Raw genomic sequence first — 18,228 nt, forward strand, 5'->3', positions numbered from 1 at the left:
TATCGCACAAATCACGTCCAAGGGGGCATTATGGTTTCAATTTACGCTAACGTAGATAAAGATAATGCAGGGACTGTGCAAGCAAAAACACACGCGCAGCGCACAGCAGATCACAACCAGCATGGAATTCAAGATCTACGCTCTCAGCAAGTGGCCCAACAACGTCGACAAGACATCGTCAACAATAGCAAACGTGTGACTCAGCTAAGGCAAGTACACCCGCAAACTAGTGCTGGTGTTGCACTGGCTCCGGTTGGCGCGGCTGCCACGTTTGACGACCAGTCACCTACCACTCTCAATCATTACACCATCGCGCTTGCTCCTTCAGCAAATCGCAACGCTGCAGTACAAAATATACAGACCGAATACCGTGCCTTTGGAACTAGTTTAGGCAATGGTGCGGATTCATTTATTTCTAGAGGAACACTGAATGCATGGCGCGGCGCCTCGGCTGCACAAGGCAATCTTATTTATCAACAGCTCACTGGGGCAGGAGTTCCGATTCCTGCCCCAGCTGTCGCAAGTGATCAAAACCGCAGTATGGCGGTACACACCTATTCCCCAAATGGCGAAAATGCGGGTATTGCGTGGCGTACACCAGCCATGATGGATCACTTACGCAATTGGGCAGCGCTTCCGCTGGTTGACCCTGTTAAAATCTCAGTGACCAGTCCCATAGCGGGCGGTGGTAATGTCGCTACCGATATTGAGTTTACAGAAGCTCATCGAGGTTATGTCACGCATGTAAATGCATTGGGAAGCAATGCCCCGATGGCGCGAGTTGCCAAGTATGGCGATGGCACAGGCGGCACTCGCGACGGTACCTCCGATGTTGCACCTCTTGATCAATACAGTATGACCCACCACAGCGATTCTAGTACCACAGTTGATGAGCAAATGAATGCTGCAGAGGCTGGCGACTCAACACTTGCGGAAAAAGAAGAGGGAGTTGATGCCATCACGAAAGTGATCGCTGAAGGTGGCCGTTTTAATTGCGTCGCAGCACTTGGCGCCAACCTTACGAATGAATCCAAATTTTATACTACAGATCCAGATGACCATGATCGCCTCATCTACATGGACTTTCGCACGCTATGGGTTCAATGGACTTCGCTCTTTCACAAGCGCTATGGCATCAATAATGACACAGTACGAGAAGAGATAAGGCAACTTTGGTTGAGTGAAGGCCAAGGGCGAGTTGACTCCATGAGCGAAGATGCTGCTGGTGCAAATGACTATGACTTGCGAGTTTAAAAGGGAGTTATGAGGCTGAATATTCTCAGAAAACAAAACTTTATGGCAGACTACGCACTTTAATGAGCACTGCGGAGATAACAAAGACATTATGAGCACCAACGATACTCTTGATAATCGCGAGACTAAAGATTGCCCTGTTTGCGGCGAAACCATTAAAGCAGTTGCGATCAAATGTCGCTTCTGTAACACTGATCTGCAAGCACACGAGACAAATGTCGAGCATGATGCAGAAAAGGTTCTGTTTGCTGGTCGCCCAGCTACCATTTTTAGTGCGTGGCAATGGATTGCGGTGGTACTAACACTTGGTATCGCTTATCTATACTACTGGTTTATAGCGCGTGGATTGCATTATGAAATTACGACGCAAAGGGTGAAGTTAGAACGCGGCATTTTTTCAAAAGTAAAAGATAATGTTGAGCTTTTTACGATAGAACACTTCGACTTAAATTCACCGTTTGGTATGCGCCTGATGGGCTATTGCATATTGCAATTGAGGTCATCCGACACCAGTTATTCGCAGCTTCAGCTCTATGGAATTAAAAACTTAGAGCCGCTCGCCGACACGCTACGTGAATGTTCGATGCGTGAACGCGCAAGACGTCGTGTGACCGCGATTATTCATCCGTAAAAATCAGCGTGGTTTTAATATTGATATAGTGTTGATGCGGTGTTGGGAAGTTGGCGCAGACTCAGTTCTCTAGGTATTGTATGGTGCAATAGTAAGTGTATTTATCGTTTCTAAACGGTTTCATATAGTAGATAGCCTTTTCGTGTGTTATTTGATTCAATACGGTTATCCATTTAATTTGATTTCGAAGTAGGGGGCTTTTTCATCATGCAGACTTTTAAATTGACATCGCAATTTCAATCGCGAGAAAGCGATACTGTGCAAACAAAGCAAGTGGATCCTAGCACACGAACTTTTCAGCAAGATACTCGTAATGAATCTATGCAGTTGATGAGCACACAGTCGACGATGACAAACAGTCCACGACAGAAAAGTTTACATGCACTTCAACTTCGAATGAGGGACAGTATGCAGCAACAGAAGTTTTTTGCCAATTTGCCGGTTCAGCTTGCTGTCGATGTCGATGCAACGCAATATGAAGGAAACGTGTATGTGGAGGCGAAAGGGCAAGCATCTGATTTCAGTAATGGAGATGATGCAGGTGATTATGGTTGGAATGGTGTGGAAAAGTACAGTGTTAAAGCTACAGTTGCCGATCAAGTGATAGATCCGGGCGGCACATTTAACAATAGCTTCATTGTTGCACAATCTGGACATATCCTAGCACAACAAAATGGTGGCAAAGGGAGTGATCCGAAAAACGTGTTTGCCCAAGATGGTGGTGTCAACAACGGACCTTACCGATCTTACTTCGAAAACCCGATGAGGCAAGCCCTCAACAAGGCAGACAAAGATGCTGACGTGACGTTTGAAGCGGCGTTGGAAGGCGACAATATTTCTTTTGGTAAATTAGAAAAAGAATCTAAAAATCTTTTCGTCTAGTCAGGCTAGTTACTTGATTTGTATGTTGGAAGCTCAACGCACTTGTCGAGTGCTGCCTGCCTGAGCTAAGCTTGAGCATTTCCTTCATATGACTCCTACTCTTAATTTTCAATTAATTACTATAGAGCGTTTTTGCTGCCATCAATAAACTCGTCTCGGGTTATCACTTGCAAACCCACTCTGCTTTGAATTACTGACTTGAGCGTCTGAACATGTGTTGCTCCCATTGCGATCATTTCGTGATCACCCCAGTCCTCTGTATTGAGAATGACAGTCAACATTGCAAGGTCTCTCATTGCCATTGCGCCCGCTAATTCACCACGCAGGCCAGCAGCCAGTGCTGCTTGCCTTCTTTCTTCAAGACCACCATCTCCTTGTTCTGGTTTGGTTGTTATTTCTGTTTTATATTCATCATTGAATAATGTTTTTAAGCGCTCGATGATTCTCGTTCTTTGAGTACCAATCGCGGTTTCTAATTCCGCGATTCGATCAGCGTTAAGCTCCGGTGATTTATAGAGTTCACTAACTTCGAGCATATTGGTCCACCATACCTCCAGTGCTTCTTTGGTGGTTCTCACATAAGTTATTGCCCGTTCTTTGTCTGAATGGGCAATGTAGTCTTCTGCTTCAGCATCAAATTGATCCTTAACTCTTTTCATCGTATTAATCGAACTATATTCTCCAGCAAGATTTTCACCTTGTATAACTTTGATTCCTGCTTCATTGGTATAGTAAGGGCGCTGCATATCATCTTTTCCCTTGCCATCTTCGTCTGCCGCGGCATAATGTTCTATCCATATCGCTGGGCTTTCGACAATATAGTTCGGCGCTACTTTGGGTTTCATTCTTGATGCGGTGTGGTATACAACACCAAACAAAGTCTTCGCAATAACCGATTCCATTGCAGTTTTATGAAAACCGGCAGGCGCATCTGGTTTCAGTGCCTTTTCTTTCGATTTGATTGGAATAACGCCATTACTTTCGTGCAGAATGGTTCCGCGACGATTACTTTCCTTCATGATGGGGGTCACTTTTGTACTATGATTTTCAGCTAGTACAAATGGTGTTCCGGTTTTAAAGGGAAGCTCGTACCACAAGCCCAGTGCTTCAAAAACACCTACATTGACTGGCGCACCAGATGAGTGATCTTGAAATTCACTCACACTTTCGTAATGTCTCTTCCAAGAATCATTGGACCATTCTCTCGCCTTCACTTTATTCGTAGGTGCAAAGGTGTGTTGCATATTGGATCCAGATCCGTGTAGTCTTTCTGTTCCATCCTGGTATGAATATGGTTTATTTTCAATTAACACTTTTCTTTGTATGCCGTCCATCCCCATCGACTGCGATGATGGTGTCGGATATTGAGCTTGCGCATCAACTTCAGGCACACGAGTTTGCGCGCTGACCATCTGCATTGCGCGCTCCCCCATCACATCAGCTTCAGCCTCCAACCCCACATCATCATTCACCGCCACTCCAGCTTTCATCTGCATCGTCGGTTGTACCCGACCTTGGGCTTGCTGTACCACATGCCAAGCTTCATGTGGCAAATGCTGTTCTTGCCCGGGTGCCACATGAATCTCACTACCCTGTGCATAAGCATGTGCGTTTAACTGCGCAGGTTGCGAGGAGTTATAGTGCACTTTGACATGATCCATGCTCATACCAGATAGCGATTCAATCCCAGATTTGAGATTGTCGGGGAGGCCGGTGTTATTTGGCTTTGGCACTTCTGCCGCTGTTTCAAGTTGCGCAGTATTTTCACTTACGCTTTTTGCCTGTGTCGCTTCTTCCTCTTCACTCATGCGCTGTACCGCTGGCGCGTCCATCATGGCACCCATGCTTTTGAGTTGTGCGGCACGTCCGCTGTGTTGTGCAATGTGCTGAAAGGTTTTGAGTTGACGACTTTGCAGGCTATGGTTAGCTGCATCTTGTCGTTGGCGCTGCGTCGTTGTCCGTGGGCGCAGATCAGCAAATTCACCTACGTCGCTTGCGCTGATTTGTTGGCTTTGCGTTGTCAACTGGCTGGTGTGTTGCGCGGAATTTGTGAACGTGTCTGCTTTCGCTTGTTGCATCGGTGCAGTTGAACTCATGAATCGCCTCGCATAAAGGAAATGCCATCAGAATAAGCATCTATTTTAACTATAAAGCTTAGACAAAAGAAAAGAAGATTAAAAAAGTATAGTCTTATAGCGAAGATGTTGGAGATGTTGGTTATGTGAGATAGGCCTTATGTTAGAACCTTCCTCTGTGTTTGTTTATTTAAATAGGTAATGTGACGTTTTTTATTACCTGGCGCAGATTATGCATTGCTTATACAAGACCAGTTTAATTTGCGTTTGGCACTAATTTACATGTAAAAAAATAACTGTTTTGTTGTAAGAGTGAAGTGGTTATACTAAATCAGAATAAGTTAGGACAGTAAGCAATAGAAAGGATATAAAATGCAAACGCGTACATCTCTGCTAGCGGACCAATCATATACACAGCACAGTGCACGTTCCACATTAGCTACCCAACTCAGGCAATCTGGCGCAACGCAAGTATTTGATACTCGTGATACCCAATCGATACAACGTCAGGTGCAAAGTAGAGCCAATCAAAGTTCGGCAGTGAGTCAACTCGCACTCTTGCAGGCAAAAATGGTAGGCAAAGCAGAGGTCGTGCAACGTGTCGAAGAAGAGCTGTTGCAGAGTAAGTTTGATCCAATTCAAAGAGCAGAAGAAGAACTATTACAAGGCAAATTCTCAAATGTGCAACGCGTAGAAGATGAGGAGCCTCTACAAGCCAAATTCGGACCAGCACAGTTAGTAGAAAGAACGGAACCCAACAATACAGGTTTGCCCAATCAACTCAAATCCGGGATCGAATCATTATCTGGTATGAGCATGGATCATGTGAAGGTGCACTATAACTCCTCACAACCTGCACAACTGAATGCTCATGCTTACGCACAAGGAAGTGAAATTCATGTTGCGCCAGGGCAGGAGCAATATCTGCCGCACGAAGCCTGGCATGTGGTGCAGCAGGCGCAGGGTAGGGTAAAGCCGACGCGGCAAATGAAGAGTGGCGTAACAGTGAATGATGATGCCGGTTTGGAGAGTGAGGCCGATGTCATGGGCGCGCGTGCTTTACAAACCAAGTCTCGCTCTTATACTGCGGATTCAAACCATATAACAAGGCAGTTGTTTAGCAACGTTTCGATGAATCCCGTTCAATTGGCAACAACCATTGAATACGGCCCCTTGACTGATTTTGCCTTTAACTACGGAAAAAATAAGTCAGTGACAGGCAAGGTCGGCACGTTGATGAGTGCTCATCTTGATCCTAAGAAGCCAGAGATTGGAACGGATACCTCAGGGAGCAATGCTTTTAATAGCTTGTTTGATCAACTTCAGAGTCGAACAAATAGCACTTGGGTTCGGGGGCATTTGTTGAATCATGATCTGGGGGGCGTAGCTCACTACAATAATCTTTTTCCGCTCACAACAGCAGCTAATGGCGAGCATTATCAAGAAGTCGAAAAACAAGTTAAACACTGGATAGGTAAGAAGTACGAAGTGGATTATCAAGTAAAGGCGGAGCAAATCGATACCGACGGGCGTGGAAAATTCGTTTGCTATGCCAAACCAACTACGGGTGGCGAGACAGACAACATCGTCCACAAGACAATTTACTCCATGCCTTACAAGGTAGATTCAACCAGAGAATACGATAATAAAGCCAATACTGAAGTGGCAAAATATTCTGCTGTGATTCCGGGCGAGCACAATACGGTGAGCCGAGATCAATACGTCGGTAAATACACTACCAATTCTAAGTGGAAGCATAAATCAGGAACCTCCAAAGCGAATAATCGTAAGGTCAGCGATACTTTGGAGGAGGGCGATCTCAATGATATTTTAAGCCTTCAAGATTTATCAGATGACGATCAGGAAATTGCACATCATACCAATTTACTCGCTAATGCTATTTTTGAAAAATTTGAACAGGCACCGGATATGGAAATCGCGGAAGAAGTGGTACGTGGCCATGATCCCGGGGATAATTTTTCAAATTGGTTAAAAGTGTATAAGAAGGAGGCTGGTATTTAACTGAGCACGTTTAATTGAATACAAAACGAGGAATATCAAAAAGCTTTGCAAAAATAATGGGGCTGATTTTTGATATGCAATATTGTCGCCTACCACAAACAACTTTGTTCATCTAAGAGTAATGTAAATTCAGGTGATGACCAATCAATCCCAGATGAAAAATATCCTAATTGCAAACTGCCTTTCAACGAAATTAGCATGCGCGTTATTACTAAGTTTTAGTCCTGGCATTCAAGCACAAAGCGCAGGCCAGCAAGTTCAGCAAGCCCAGCAAGTTGAAGTAAAAGCCAAGTCAGCCACAGAAAACGCACAGCGTGATGCTTCAGCGAAGATTGTTGTGGCCAATGCTGAATTGATGCGCTTTGGCGATACGAGTATTAGCGATGCGATGAAACGAGTGCCGGGTGTGATCGTCAGTAACGGCGTGATTCAACTCATGGGGATGGGGGCTCAGTACACACAAATCCTGCTCGATGGTGAACCACTACGTAGCACGAATATTGACCATATTCCCATGAGTATGATTGATCGTGTTGAAATCTATCGACTCGGCAGTGCAGAGTTTAGTAGTGCCGCTATCGCAGGCACGATCAATATTATTCTGAAGAAGATTCCGCGCGAAGCACAGCAACAAATTAAATTGAGCGTCAGTGATGCTTATCTACCAGCGGCTAAACTTGATTGGCGCGGATCGGGAACGCGTGACAAAATTTCCTATGCTTTGTCGATTGCGGCAGGGGTAGATCGGAATGCCTTTGGGCCACCAAAAATATCGTCCGTAAACGTGCGTGATGCAAACAATGTCATCGTCAATGAATATGAAACGCGTTTTGAAAGTAAATTTAAAAGCAAAATGATCAGTATCAATCCGAAAATTCAATACAAAGCACCGGACGGTTTTAATGTTGGCTTGGATTCGGGATTCACCTTTTATAATTTTCCAGTCGAGATAGTTGAGGATTATAAATTTCTCGTGGGCGATCCTTTGCCAGTTGCCCATGAAAAGGTGCGAGTCAATGACTATACTAAATCAGCGTACAGTACATTTAGAATCGGTGATCGTATGTGGAAGGATGTCAATGTTGATTTGACACTGGGTGTGAACGGCGGCTACACAAAAAATTATTTGAACCAACTTCATTTTACTCAAGACGCGATACTAGCTTTAGACCGTAACATCAACCGTGTCCGTCGTAGCGGAGGCTTCGATAGCACGCTGAAATTAAGAACACCAGGGTTTGAAAACCATGACATTGTGGGTGGTTGGAATGGCAGTAGTCAGGTGGTCAACGAACGGAGCATCAGCGTTGATCGTGAAGCGAGCAGCGATGGAATTACGACCAACATCGCAAATGACCAAATTACTCGTTCGGTGGTGTCGCGCCTTGCATTATTTGTCCAAGACGACTGGCGTTTTCAAAAAAACTCATCCGTTTCTCTTGGCTTACGTTGGGAGGCCGTGCGAGTAGAAACGGAAGGCAATCAACTACTTCCTGGACAATTCTCAGCGAATGTCTGGAGTCCTATTGTGCAAACTTTATGGCAGCTACCGCAGTTGAATCCTGACAATACAGATCGCATACGCATCGGTGTTGCGCGTAGCTATAATGCGCCGACTAATTTTCAGTTAGTTAACCCAGGATTTAAGCTCGTCAATAATTCAATAGAAAACCCTAACGATCTCGCCAACCCCCGTCTGAAGCCAGAGTTGGCGTGGTCATTGGAGGCCGCGTATGAGCACAACGGTGCGGATAAATGGAACTACAATGTGCGCTCGGTCTTTCGCAAGATAGAAGATTTACACCGACAAGATATCATTAACATCGACGGCGATTGGTGGAAACAATATGTGAACGCCGGGCATGCGATCAGCAAGACTATCAGCATCGATACGCAATTCCCGTTGAAACGATTGATCGAAAACGCCCCTGAATTGAATGTCAGTTTTGCGGTGTCGAAAAATTGGACCTCGGTATCTAATCTACCGCACCCCGATAATCGACTCTCACCGATTACATTGACTGTCAATTCAAGTATTGACTATACCGCCAAAGATTTACCTGTAAGCCTGGGCGCCAGTTTGCGTTACCGCGACGGTAATCCTTTCATGGTGAGTTCGAGTCAACGACAACTGCATCAAGCACAAACCAATCTCGATGTGTATGGCTTGTGGAAATTTGATAAGAAGACGCAATTGCGCCTCAGTATCGATAATGCATTGAAGCGTGCCTATGCTAATAGTTTTGAATTTTATCAGTCAAAATTCACTACTTCTAAAATCGAAACAAAAGCACCTTATCGTCTGATTCGATTAAATTTTGAGCATAATTTTTAATGCATAAGTTCAAAAATAGAACCTCGATAAAAAACTCATTGTGCTAAGTGTCGGAACAACCTTGTATTCAATCTTTTAAATCAGATTGGCGTGCAATAGTAAAACGCTGCACACGGTTTTTGAACGATCACATGCGGTGCGACACGTTACGCGATTGACGCGATATGACAGATTGGGTCTCACTTTGCTGATCCCACGCTTTTTTAATTAATGAATAAACGCAAAAAAGGCGTACACAAAAAGCAGATAGCGATACCAAAAAAGATTTTGCTGATATGTGGGAAATGTGATTTGTTGAAATGCTGAGGATTCTGAAAAGCGTCGGGGTTTAAGAGAAAAGCCAACATAGCGAACGGCAAAAATAGGCTTTGTAGTTGATTTAGATCGCTGCTTTTAAAAGTCAAAACAACAGACACAAAAATCCACAAAGAAGCGAAGCTCATAAACAATACGAACCAGCATTTGTTTTTGAAACTAAGACTTTTCCAATTGATGATTTTAAGTGTAGTCAGATCCATGAAATTCTCCATCAGTCGATAAGTGCAACAACATTGTATGGTGTAATCGCGTAGCGTATTACACCGTTTCTGAACGATTCCATACGGCGCAATACGTTACGCTATTGATGCCAAATAAACGATTACGCTTTACCGAGTTGACCTCGTCGTCCTTACTCGAATTTGAGCACGATCACGCTGTCGTTATCCATCAATGGTGCGCCCAAGAAAACACTGAAACCGAATCCATCTGGCGTGAGGTCGAGTTCGCGACGATAAGTTCCATTCACAATGGTTGCGGACTTTAAGATTTGCGGCTCGTAAAAGGTCCAAAAGATTTTTTCATGTTGGCAGACATTTGAAGAAAACACTTCATCCGTCAGACCAAACTCAATTCGAATCTTAGCCCACTTCTCCATCGCCACATATACTTCGCAAGTCAAACGCAGGTCACCGATACGGCGTTCATTCGCTGCCAAGCCTGGCGTTCGTATTGCTAAAAAATTCCATTTGAAGAGATTTCTTTTTTGATTAATCGATACCTCAGCATTTTTCTCAGCCGCAATCGGATCATTCGGCAATTTGAAGATGCCATCGGCACTCACCGAAATAGGTCGTCGAAAATCATCGTTCTCCAACGCCATCGTCAACTTCCCTAAATCAACGCCGTCAACCTGAGGACGCAAGATAAAAGTAAGATCGGTTTTTGGCGCCAGCGAATGAAGTTCTTCGAACACCTTTATGCCACGCAAAAAATATTTGTAGGAACGCCAGTCTTGATCACGCAGCCCACTAATCGCAATTGTCTGTATGGATTTCTCTGTATGCCTCGGCGGGCTTGTCGCAATTCCGTTCGGCACCACGGCCGATGACGCGCCAGAAAATAGGCAAAGAACGATGGCTGCTATACCGTAATGGTAGATAGAAATGAACTTCATTCTCATGGATTTCCTTCTGTAAGCCAAAGTCAAAGTCAAAGTACGCGCAAGCTAAACGCTAAAATTGGCACTTTACAAACACTTGTGATTGAATGCAAGAAATTTCAAATAAGACATTGTCGGAGGCGGGTCTTCAACTGACGCTTGCCGAGCAATTGTTGCATGTCAAGATTTCTCCCCATGTTGCTTCGATTCTGAACTTTGTGTGAATGATGAACTGCCATACGCTGATGCTTTTAGGTATGATGTCCACCCTTAGTCGGCCTGCAAGGCCTGCAACATCGAACCAAGCATATTCATTCAATTTTGTACCTTCAAGATAAAAAGAATATCGACAACTAATTCGACAAATAATATAAGGTAATTTCACCATGAAAAAAATTGACATCAGCACTTGGAACAGACGAGAGCATTTTGCATTCTTTAGAAAAGTCGATCTGCCTTTTTACAATGTCAACACGCAAGTCGATATCACCGGATTGCCCGAACTGGCAAAATCAAAATCGATCTCTATCAATAGTTTGTTGATTTTTCTGACGATTCAATCGATGAATCAAATTGATAATTTTCGATATCGCATTCGTGACGACTCGGTGTACTTACATGATGCGGTTCATCCTTCCTTCACGCACCTCAAAAAAGGTGAAGAACTTTTCAGAATCATCACAATGGATTTTGACAATGACCTAAAACGATTTGACGACAAGTTGAAGCAAGCAGTCGAAGAATCGACTAGCTATTTTGATTTGAGTAAAGCGGCGGGGCGTGATGATTTAGTTTTCATATCCTCCTTACCGTGGATATCTTTCACCGGTCTGGATCACACCTTAAGCCTAGATAAAGACGACGCAATCCCACGCGTTTCATGGGGGCGATATGTCACCAACGCAGAGCAAACTCTTTTGCCTTTCAACATTCGGGTGAATCATGTTGTCGTCGATGGCCTGCATGTAGGTCTCTTCTTTGAAGAGTTCGCGAGACAAATAAAGAGCCTTAGAGAGCTAGCGTGATTTTTAATTTTCCTCGTTAGTGCATAAGTGCTGAACGCCGCTTAATTAGAGATCGGTATTAGCGAAAAGTGATTGAGCTTAGTTGTTAAGTTGCTGGTGTTTTGGTGTACTAAGAGTTCGCTCCAAGTATTAGTAGATACGGAGATGCTTCTGGAGTAGCGGCGCTACTTGGGCGAAAACAGCAATAGCATTTTCTCTAGAACTACATGGGTGACTGGTTCGATTCACGCAACCACACGACGAAGCAAAAGGCACGATGGCATTTTGAAACAGACCTGTGGTGATGTATTAAAAATTATCGCGGTAATGTGAGAGTATTTGGTTCGACTTCTTGATTACTGGGGGCTAATGGGTGACCCCGTTCTTGTAGGGGGAATAGCGAAGCGTATTGCACCGTTTTTGAATGATTCCATACTACGAAAGGATTGCGCTTTACCGAATTACGCCGAGTTTTTGAGCAATTTGATCAAGGCTGACGCCACCAGATTTTGCCGATGTACGCTTTGCTAAACGACGATCAAGCTCCGCCTTTTGTGCATCAGTGATTGGGAAGTTAGAAGTACGAGCAGCGACACTATCCCATAAGTCTTCTACCAATTGAATACGTTCAGCGATATCAAGCTGTTGGATTTCATCGAGTAATGTGCTCATTGTGTTGTGATTTATTCAGATTTGTATTCGATAGTTTCTTCTTGTACAGCAGGCGTTTTTAGATAGCCTAATTTGCGTGCTTTTTCCACTGCTTCTGTGACAGCTTTTTGAACTACTTTTTGCATAGCTTCGTTGTCGTCAAATTTTTGAGTGATAAAGTCGTTCACATTGTTTGTATCGTTTTCCATGCGTCCTCCTCGTAGATATCGGTGTTGATTTCCTCGCCACCACGTGCGATTAAACGGCTATTGCTTTCATTTGAGTTATCGTAGACACGCCAGCGATCAGCGATGGGCAAATACAAATCACGGAAATTTTGTATGCTACGAGCATAACGCCGCGCAATCACATCTGGTGGAATATTATGCCCGCCCATTTTTACACGTAATGCTACACGTTCTTGCGCGAGTGCGATGCTGTCGAGCCAGACATAACAGAGATTGATGCGATAACCCTGCGCCTTGAGCTTTTTCAAAAACACAGAAAAAGTGCGACTAGATAATGTCGATTCAAATGCAAAGCTACGACCAGATGCTGCTAACTCATCAAGCCGACGCAACATAATACGACCCGCCTCAAACGCAGCGCCCTCAGGATTAACCGCTGATAAACCCGCAGCGCTTCGTTTTTTTGAGGCGTCTTACTGCTTTCATTACGGAACCATGTCAAATGTAAGGCCTGACCCCGAACTTCTTGCGAAAAGATTGCGCCTTACCGAGTTATTTAATTTTCATACGCGGAAAAAACTCAGCCCAAAACCAAGTAACAAATGCCGCTAAAAATGACCCCAAAACACCAGAACTAACTACGTCCAGTGTAAATTCAATATTTTGGAAGAATACTAAATAGCCTTCTCTAAAAAGGATTATCAACGGACTTAGAATAAATAAATTAAATAAGATAATTATTCCGTACAGGCAAAGAAAAATTCCCCAGATAATCAAAAAAGAAATTGTTTTTTTCTTAAAGTTCATTTCAATTTTTCTCAAGATTTCTAATAATTTTTTTTAGCAGTTTCGGAAGTAAAAGCACTTGTAGGGTGGAATTGCGACGCGTACACGCCGTTTCGTAACCATTCCAGTCGGCGCAATACGCTTCGCTATTGACGCCTTACGAAAAGATTGCGCCTTACCGAGTTCTCACATTCGCGTGCTTCGCTATTGGCGCCTTATCGAGTTTATTGTCCTTTAAATTCTTTAATTATTTTTGAAATTTGTTCTATTCCATCAAAATGGCTCGGTACATTCTGTGGATCAGGCGATATTCCACTGAAAATCATTGCTTCAAATTTTTCGAATAGTTTGGCATCACCGGATTTCTTAGATTTTTCTATAAATTCCGCATAGCCTTCAATGAAGGCGCAGAGGCTATGCCTGAGTTTTAGCTGTAGTAGTTGTGCTTTTATTGAGTAAAAGTTATGAAGAAAAATTCTAAAGAAGTATAGCAATATTAATTCGGCAATTATGAACGGCATTATATAAGATAAGGCAGTAAGCTCAAATTTAAGTTCGACGTTCAGATAAGAAGTGGTGAGCTTTGAAAAGATTGGTAAGAGAAGCAAAAAAATCCCGAAAATTGTCATCCATTTAATTTGCAGTTTCTTTTCCTCATTCTTTTCGTCAATTAGATTAGAGAAAGCTTTTGCAAGTCCTACAAAATTTAATTTTTCAGCAGACTCTTTTAAGTTGTTTTCAAGGTTTTCTGCTCTTGATTTCCATTGGGTGATTTTACCTTCCCATTCATTTATTTTGCTGTTAATTTTTTCTAGTTTTTCAATGCCATCGCTAATCATAATAGAGTGCTCTTGTACCAGCGTTTTTGCACTTTGGTTCAATAAATGTCTAGGAAGGTTCAAACGTAAAAACTCCATTCGAATCTTTTGCTCAGAGGTAAGAGAGGAAATGTTTGAGTCAAAATAACTTTCTATTCTTAGGATAAAATTAGAAAATAACCCTTCTCTGAACGAGCGTTCTTTAAATACTACGTATATGTGAAAGATTAGCCAGAAAATTTTATCTTCTGAGAACTCGGTTGTTGAGTTTATATTCTTGATGCTATCTGCAAACGATGTAGCATGAACCTCAAGAAAATAAGTTTTATTGAAATCATTAACCGTACTATTTTGTATTGAAACTAGCCCTTCAATTATGAGTTGAAAAACCTCCATACGTGGGTCACTCGAAGGCAAGCTTTCCTTGGCGGCGCTGATGGCAGAAATTGCTCTAGTCACTTCAAGCTCTGTTAGATTTAGCATCCCATCTATCATTTTTTTGCCCTTGAATAATCTGTTATATGTCGTGGGTTCAATGATGTTGTTTTGGCTGTTAAGCCAATTAAACATTCATTGCAGAAAAATGTTAGGTTGAAAAAAGTGCTTGCTCAACCTACGCAAAAAAAATTCACTTCCCCCAACTATCCTTCAAAGTAGTAACCCGATTAAACACAGGTTTACCCTTCACAGAATCCACACGGTCCGCCACAAAATACCCATGCCGTTCAAACTGCAATCGAGTATCAGGTTCAACCGAAACCATGCCAGGTTCAACATAAGCACGAATCGTTTCTAATGACGATGGGTTCAACAAAGCCATGAAGTCTTTACCGCCTGCGTCTGGGTTTGCATCAGTGAACAAGCGGTCGTACAAACGTACTTCGACTTCCAAAGAGTCTGACACGCTGACCCAGTGGATGTTGCCTTTGACTTTGTAGTTGGCGCTACCTTCTGTGCCGGATTTGCTGTCGGCGAAGTAGTTGCAGTGCACGGCGATGATGTTGCCGTTCTCGTCTTTGTCGCAGCCTGTGCATTCGACTACATAGCCGTAACGCAAACGCACTTTATTGCCTGGGAAGAGGCGGAAGTAGCCTTTGCTTGGTTCTTCCATGAAGTCTTCTTGTTCTATCCAGAGTTCTTTGCTGATGGTGAATTCGCGGTTGCCGAGTTCTGGGTGGTGTGGGTGGATAGGGGCTGTACACGCGACTTTTTCTCCTTCTGGGAAATTGTCGATGATCAGTTTGAGTGGACGCAAGACGGCGGTGGCACGTGGTGCTTTTGGGTCGAGGTCGTCACGTAGTGCGCCTTCTAAGGTGCTGTAGTCGATCCAGCCGTCAGATTTGGATACGCCGATGCGGTCGCAGAAGAGTTGGATCGCTTCTGGCGTATAGCCACGACGACGGATGCCGACGATGGTTGGCATGCGTGGGTCGTCCCAACCGCTGACGATGTTTTGTTCGACCAGTTGGCGCAGCTTGCGTTTGGAGGTGACGACGTAAGTCAAGTTCAGGCGTGCGAATTCGTATTGTTGCGGCACTGGTTGTTTGAAGAATCCGCCTTCTGCAGCACGGGCGATGATCCAGTCGTAGAACGGACGGTGATCTTGGAATTCTAAAGTACAGATCGAGTGCGTGATGTTTTCAATCGCGTCTTCGAGTGGGTGGGCGTAATCGTACATTGGGTAGATGCACCATTTGTCGCCGGTGTTGTGGTGATGCGCGTGACGAATGCGATAGATCGCTGGGTCGCGCATATTCATGTTCGGTGATGCCATGTCAATCTTGGCACGGACGATGTGCGCACCGTCGGCAAATTCACCAGCCTTCATGCGGCGGAACAGGGCTAGTGATTCTGCTGCTGGGCGATCGCGGAAAGGCGAGTTCACACCTGGTTTAGAGAAGTCACCACGGTTGGCTGCCATGTCTTCTGCGCTTTGGCTATCGACGTAAGCGTGGCCTGCTTCGATCAGGTATTCAGCAATTGCGTAGAAGGTGTCGAAGTAATTGCTGGCGAAGTAGAGGTGGCTGCCGCCGCTGTAGTTGTCGCCGTTCTTTTCGCCATAGTTCCAATCAAAGCCCAGCCATTTAACGCTGTCCATGATGGTATCAACGTATTCTTGATCTTCTTTTTCTGGGTTGGTGTCATCAAAACGCAAGTGGCAACGGCCTTGGTAATCGCGCGCTAAACCGAAGTTTAAGCAGATCGATTTGGCATGACCGATGTGCAAGTAGCCGTTAGGCTCTGGGGGGAAACGGGTGATCACATTCGGCAGGCCGTCGCGTGTGTATTTGCCGTCGGCGAGATCGCGATCGATGATGCCGCGTAGGAAGTTAGAAATAACAGGGGCTTCTGGGTTTTTGCTATCGTTCTTGATATTGTGCTTGTTATCGTTGCTCATTGCTAAATCTTTACGAAAAAATGGGGATGATTGGATACAGTAATAGCAAACATTTTACCGTAGCGCAGCATATTTAGGCAGTTTTGCGCTTGTGCTGTCGTTTGTGGTGTGTTTTGCAAAGAATTTACCATTGATTGCTCTTTGTTACGCTTGATTTTGGGGCGCTGAATCGACTCAGGTTTAGCTTGGCAATCACGGTGAAAATCAGGGAGAAATTTATTGAGTACGCTGTATGAAATTGCATTTCAAGCGAAATTACATGGTCTTTAGGTCTTTTTGTTTATGATTAGATTAGTTTTTTCTAGTGATGTTTATATTACTTATGCTATCTTGGCGCCCCTAGTCTAATTGGCTGATTTCATTTCTTGTGCGGCTCAATATAATCAAGTTTGCTCTATTGCCCTGATTTGCCCTGAATTGCTCCGATATTTCTATGACGAACTTTAAAAAGACCTCCAAAAAAACTAGCAACATGGCGAACAAACCAAGCCGCTCTCATCTGGTGTCAAGCCTCAAATCTCGTATAGAAAAAGACGGCTATCCGCGTTTGCAAATGATGTTGATGGTGCTGATGACGGGTTTGATCGGTTTTTTGAGTTCGTTTATTTTGCTGCATTCGGGTATGAAGACGATGTGGCTGCGCTATCTGTGCGCGTTTGGCATTGCCTATATTGGCTTCATTGGCCTCTTGCGAGTATGGCTGGTAACACAACGTGAGCACGTGGCTGATGTGGCAGAGGCGGTGTTGGACATTGCTTATCATTCTTCGCGCCCAAGCTCGAGTTCCATATCTAGTTCAGGTGATGCGATTGCTTCGATGAATCAATTGAGCGGGCAGGACGGTGATTTTTCTGGTGCGGGTGCAAGCGCCTCATTTGATGATACTGGTAGCGTTTCTGAACCTTTGATTGATTTGAGTGAAGCTGGTAATGCTGCTAGCAATGGTAGTAGTTATGGTAGTGGCGGCGGCAGTAGTGGCAGTAGTAGCAGTGGCATCGGTGATACTTTATCTGGTGTAGGTGATGCCGATGATTTGGTGATTCCCTTGGCGATTGCGGCATTTGTACTCGCTTTGCTGTTATCGACACTGTATGTTGTGTATTCTGCGCCGATGTTATTGGCGGAATTAAGTGTGGATTTTTTATTGGCAACGGGTTTGTACCGACGATTGAAAAAAATTCCTGAAACCGCTTGGTTAGGAACCGCCATTAAGAAAACCATCTGGCCTTTTTTAATCACCGCTTTGGTGATCAGTGCTTCTGGTTGGGTTTTGCAAAACTCAGCACCAGGCGCAAATACTTTGTCTGAAGTTTTGACGTATCACGAAGCGCATCAAGATGCAGACTAGGTCAATACGCCCTAATGCAATCATAAAAAATCTGACTAGACATCGATGGAATCAATCTTTATGTGAGTGAGTTTGGTCGGCGTAAGTTCGATGCTAGTTCGATGTTAGTTCGGTGTTAGCGTCTCACTGAACTTTTTACTTTTTTTATGTTCAAATCGGCTTATTCTTTTGCTTTGATCTAGTTGCATGTGGTACTGGTGTTTTCCAAGGGCAATGTTTATTTTCCTGGCATTCATTGAATACTGTTTCCACATTGACAGAGTAACGCACAGCTTTCGTTTTCATGCCCTGAAATATTGTTAACTGTGCCTGAAAATTCCTCGTCCCCGATTCTTCTTCCGCATGCGAGAGAGGGGCGCGCTAAATTGAACTTGCTAAGAAAATGATTTCTTACTTTAGCGTTTTTGCGGGGATCA

14 protein-coding genes are annotated in these 18,228 nt (G+C 44.0%); 7 read left to right on the plus strand and 7 right to left on the minus strand.

Features of this window, described 5'->3' with window-relative positions:
• Positions 1-30 precede the first annotated feature (30 nt).
• The 3 genes from H8K33_RS10105 to H8K33_RS10115 all read left to right on the plus strand — a co-directional run bounded on the left by H8K33_RS10105 (position 31) and on the right by H8K33_RS10115 (position 2,767).
• Positions 31-1,254: a hypothetical protein gene (locus H8K33_RS10105; protein ID WP_186890887.1), complete on the plus strand. Its 1,224-nt coding sequence runs from the start codon at positions 31-33 to the stop codon at positions 1,252-1,254.
• Positions 1,255-1,345: 91 nt separating this feature from the next.
• Positions 1,346-1,885, plus strand: a complete 540-nt coding sequence (locus H8K33_RS10110) for a PH domain-containing protein (protein WP_186890888.1) — start codon at positions 1,346-1,348, stop codon at positions 1,883-1,885.
• A gap of 258 nt (positions 1,886-2,143) precedes the next feature.
• Positions 2,144-2,767 carry a hypothetical protein gene (locus H8K33_RS10115; RefSeq protein ID WP_222613371.1) on the plus strand — a complete coding sequence of 208 codons (624 nt, stop codon included), beginning with the start codon at positions 2,144-2,146 and terminating at the stop codon, positions 2,765-2,767.
• Between the two features lie 119 nt (positions 2,768-2,886).
• On the opposite strand, the gene H8K33_RS19735 is transcribed toward H8K33_RS10115, so the two are convergent.
• Entirely contained in the window at positions 2,887-4,863 is a 1,977-nt protein-coding gene (locus H8K33_RS19735; protein ID WP_246443480.1) for an eCIS core domain-containing protein, read from the minus strand.
• 351 nt (positions 4,864-5,214) lie between these two features.
• Here H8K33_RS19735 and H8K33_RS19885 point away from each other — a divergent pair, with 351 nt between their 5' ends.
• Positions 5,215-6,864, plus strand: coding sequence for an eCIS core domain-containing protein (locus H8K33_RS19885; protein ID WP_186890890.1), 1,650 nt, complete (start codon positions 5,215-5,217; stop codon positions 6,862-6,864).
• 154 nt (positions 6,865-7,018) lie between these two features.
• Complete coding sequence (locus H8K33_RS10130; RefSeq protein WP_186890891.1) at positions 7,019-9,199, plus strand: TonB-dependent receptor plug domain-containing protein; 2,181 nt, start codon at positions 7,019-7,021, stop codon at positions 9,197-9,199.
• Positions 9,200-9,869: 670 nt separating this feature from the next.
• Here H8K33_RS10130 and H8K33_RS10135 read toward each other — a convergent pair.
• Entirely contained in the window at positions 9,870-10,640 is a 771-nt protein-coding gene (locus tag H8K33_RS10135) for a hypothetical protein (RefSeq protein ID WP_186890892.1), read from the minus strand.
• Between the two features lie 365 nt (positions 10,641-11,005).
• On the opposite strand from H8K33_RS10135, the gene H8K33_RS10140 reads away from it, so the two are divergent.
• Complete coding sequence (locus tag H8K33_RS10140; RefSeq protein ID WP_186890893.1) at positions 11,006-11,644, plus strand: CatA-like O-acetyltransferase; 639 nt, start codon at positions 11,006-11,008, stop codon at positions 11,642-11,644.
• 432 nt (positions 11,645-12,076) lie between these two features.
• Here H8K33_RS10140 and H8K33_RS10145 read toward each other — a convergent pair whose 3' ends face one another.
• From H8K33_RS10145 to H8K33_RS10170, 5 genes are all read right to left on the minus strand, one after another.
• On the minus strand, positions 12,077-12,295 hold the full coding sequence (locus tag H8K33_RS10145; protein ID WP_186890894.1) for an addiction module protein: 219 nt from the start codon (positions 12,293-12,295) through the stop codon (positions 12,077-12,079).
• 11 nt (positions 12,296-12,306) lie between these two features.
• A complete protein-coding gene (locus H8K33_RS10150) occupies positions 12,307-12,483 on the minus strand; it encodes a hypothetical protein (protein WP_186890895.1) in 177 nt (58 codons plus the stop codon).
• The gene (locus H8K33_RS10155; protein ID WP_343043812.1) at positions 12,459-12,860 is read right to left on the minus strand and encodes a zeta toxin family protein; all 402 of its coding nucleotides are present in this window, start codon (positions 12,858-12,860) and stop codon (positions 12,459-12,461) included. Before H8K33_RS10155 ends, H8K33_RS10150 begins: the two co-directional genes overlap by 25 nt.
• A 612-nt stretch (positions 12,861-13,472) precedes the next feature.
• On the minus strand, positions 13,473-14,636 hold the full coding sequence (locus H8K33_RS10165) for a hypothetical protein (RefSeq protein WP_222613372.1): 1,164 nt from the start codon (positions 14,634-14,636) through the stop codon (positions 13,473-13,475).
• Between the two features lie 58 nt (positions 14,637-14,694).
• Positions 14,695-16,464 carry a glutamine--tRNA ligase/YqeY domain fusion protein gene (locus H8K33_RS10170; protein ID WP_186890899.1) on the minus strand — a complete coding sequence of 590 codons (1,770 nt, stop codon included), beginning with the start codon at positions 16,462-16,464 and terminating at the stop codon, positions 14,695-14,697.
• Between the two features lie 433 nt (positions 16,465-16,897).
• Between H8K33_RS10170 and H8K33_RS10175 the strand changes: the two genes are divergently transcribed.
• Positions 16,898-17,812 (plus strand): hypothetical protein, encoded by a 915-nt coding sequence (locus H8K33_RS10175; RefSeq protein ID WP_222613373.1) that lies wholly within the window; start codon positions 16,898-16,900, stop codon positions 17,810-17,812.
• Positions 17,813-18,228 lie beyond the last annotated feature (416 nt).

This window comes from Affinundibacterium amnicola (assembly GCF_014284275.1).
GTDB classification, from domain to species: domain Bacteria; phylum Pseudomonadota; class Gammaproteobacteria; order Burkholderiales; family Burkholderiaceae_D; genus Undibacterium; species Undibacterium amnicola.

What these genes read in the sequence shown, in the direction of transcription:
- H8K33_RS10105 (WP_186890887.1), top strand. Translation starts at nt 31, where the DNA reads ATGGTTTCAATTTACGCTAACGTAGATAAAGATAATGCAGGGACTGTG.
- H8K33_RS10110 (WP_186890888.1), top strand. Translation starts at nt 1,346, where the DNA reads ATGAGCACCAACGATACTCTTGATAATCGCGAGACTAAAGATTGCCCT.
- H8K33_RS19735 (WP_246443480.1), bottom strand. Translation starts at nt 4,863, where the DNA reads ATGAGTTCAACTGCACCGATGCAACAAGCGAAAGCAGACACGTTCACA.
- H8K33_RS19885 (WP_186890890.1), top strand. Translation starts at nt 5,215, where the DNA reads ATGCAAACGCGTACATCTCTGCTAGCGGACCAATCATATACACAGCAC.
- H8K33_RS10130 (WP_186890891.1), top strand. Translation starts at nt 7,019, where the DNA reads ATGAAAAATATCCTAATTGCAAACTGCCTTTCAACGAAATTAGCATGC.
- H8K33_RS10135 (WP_186890892.1), bottom strand. Translation starts at nt 10,640, where the DNA reads ATGAGAATGAAGTTCATTTCTATCTACCATTACGGTATAGCAGCCATC.
- H8K33_RS10140 (WP_186890893.1), top strand. Translation starts at nt 11,006, where the DNA reads ATGAAAAAAATTGACATCAGCACTTGGAACAGACGAGAGCATTTTGCA.
- H8K33_RS10145 (WP_186890894.1), bottom strand. Translation starts at nt 12,295, where the DNA reads ATGAGCACATTACTCGATGAAATCCAACAGCTTGATATCGCTGAACGT.
- H8K33_RS10150 (WP_186890895.1), bottom strand. Translation starts at nt 12,483, where the DNA reads ATGGAAAACGATACAAACAATGTGAACGACTTTATCACTCAAAAATTT.
- H8K33_RS10165 (WP_222613372.1), bottom strand. Translation starts at nt 14,636, where the DNA reads ATGTTTAATTGGCTTAACAGCCAAAACAACATCATTGAACCCACGACA.
- H8K33_RS10170 (WP_186890899.1), bottom strand. Translation starts at nt 16,464, where the DNA reads ATGAGCAACGATAACAAGCACAATATCAAGAACGATAGCAAAAACCCA.
- H8K33_RS10175 (WP_222613373.1), top strand. Translation starts at nt 16,898, where the DNA reads ATGACGAACTTTAAAAAGACCTCCAAAAAAACTAGCAACATGGCGAAC.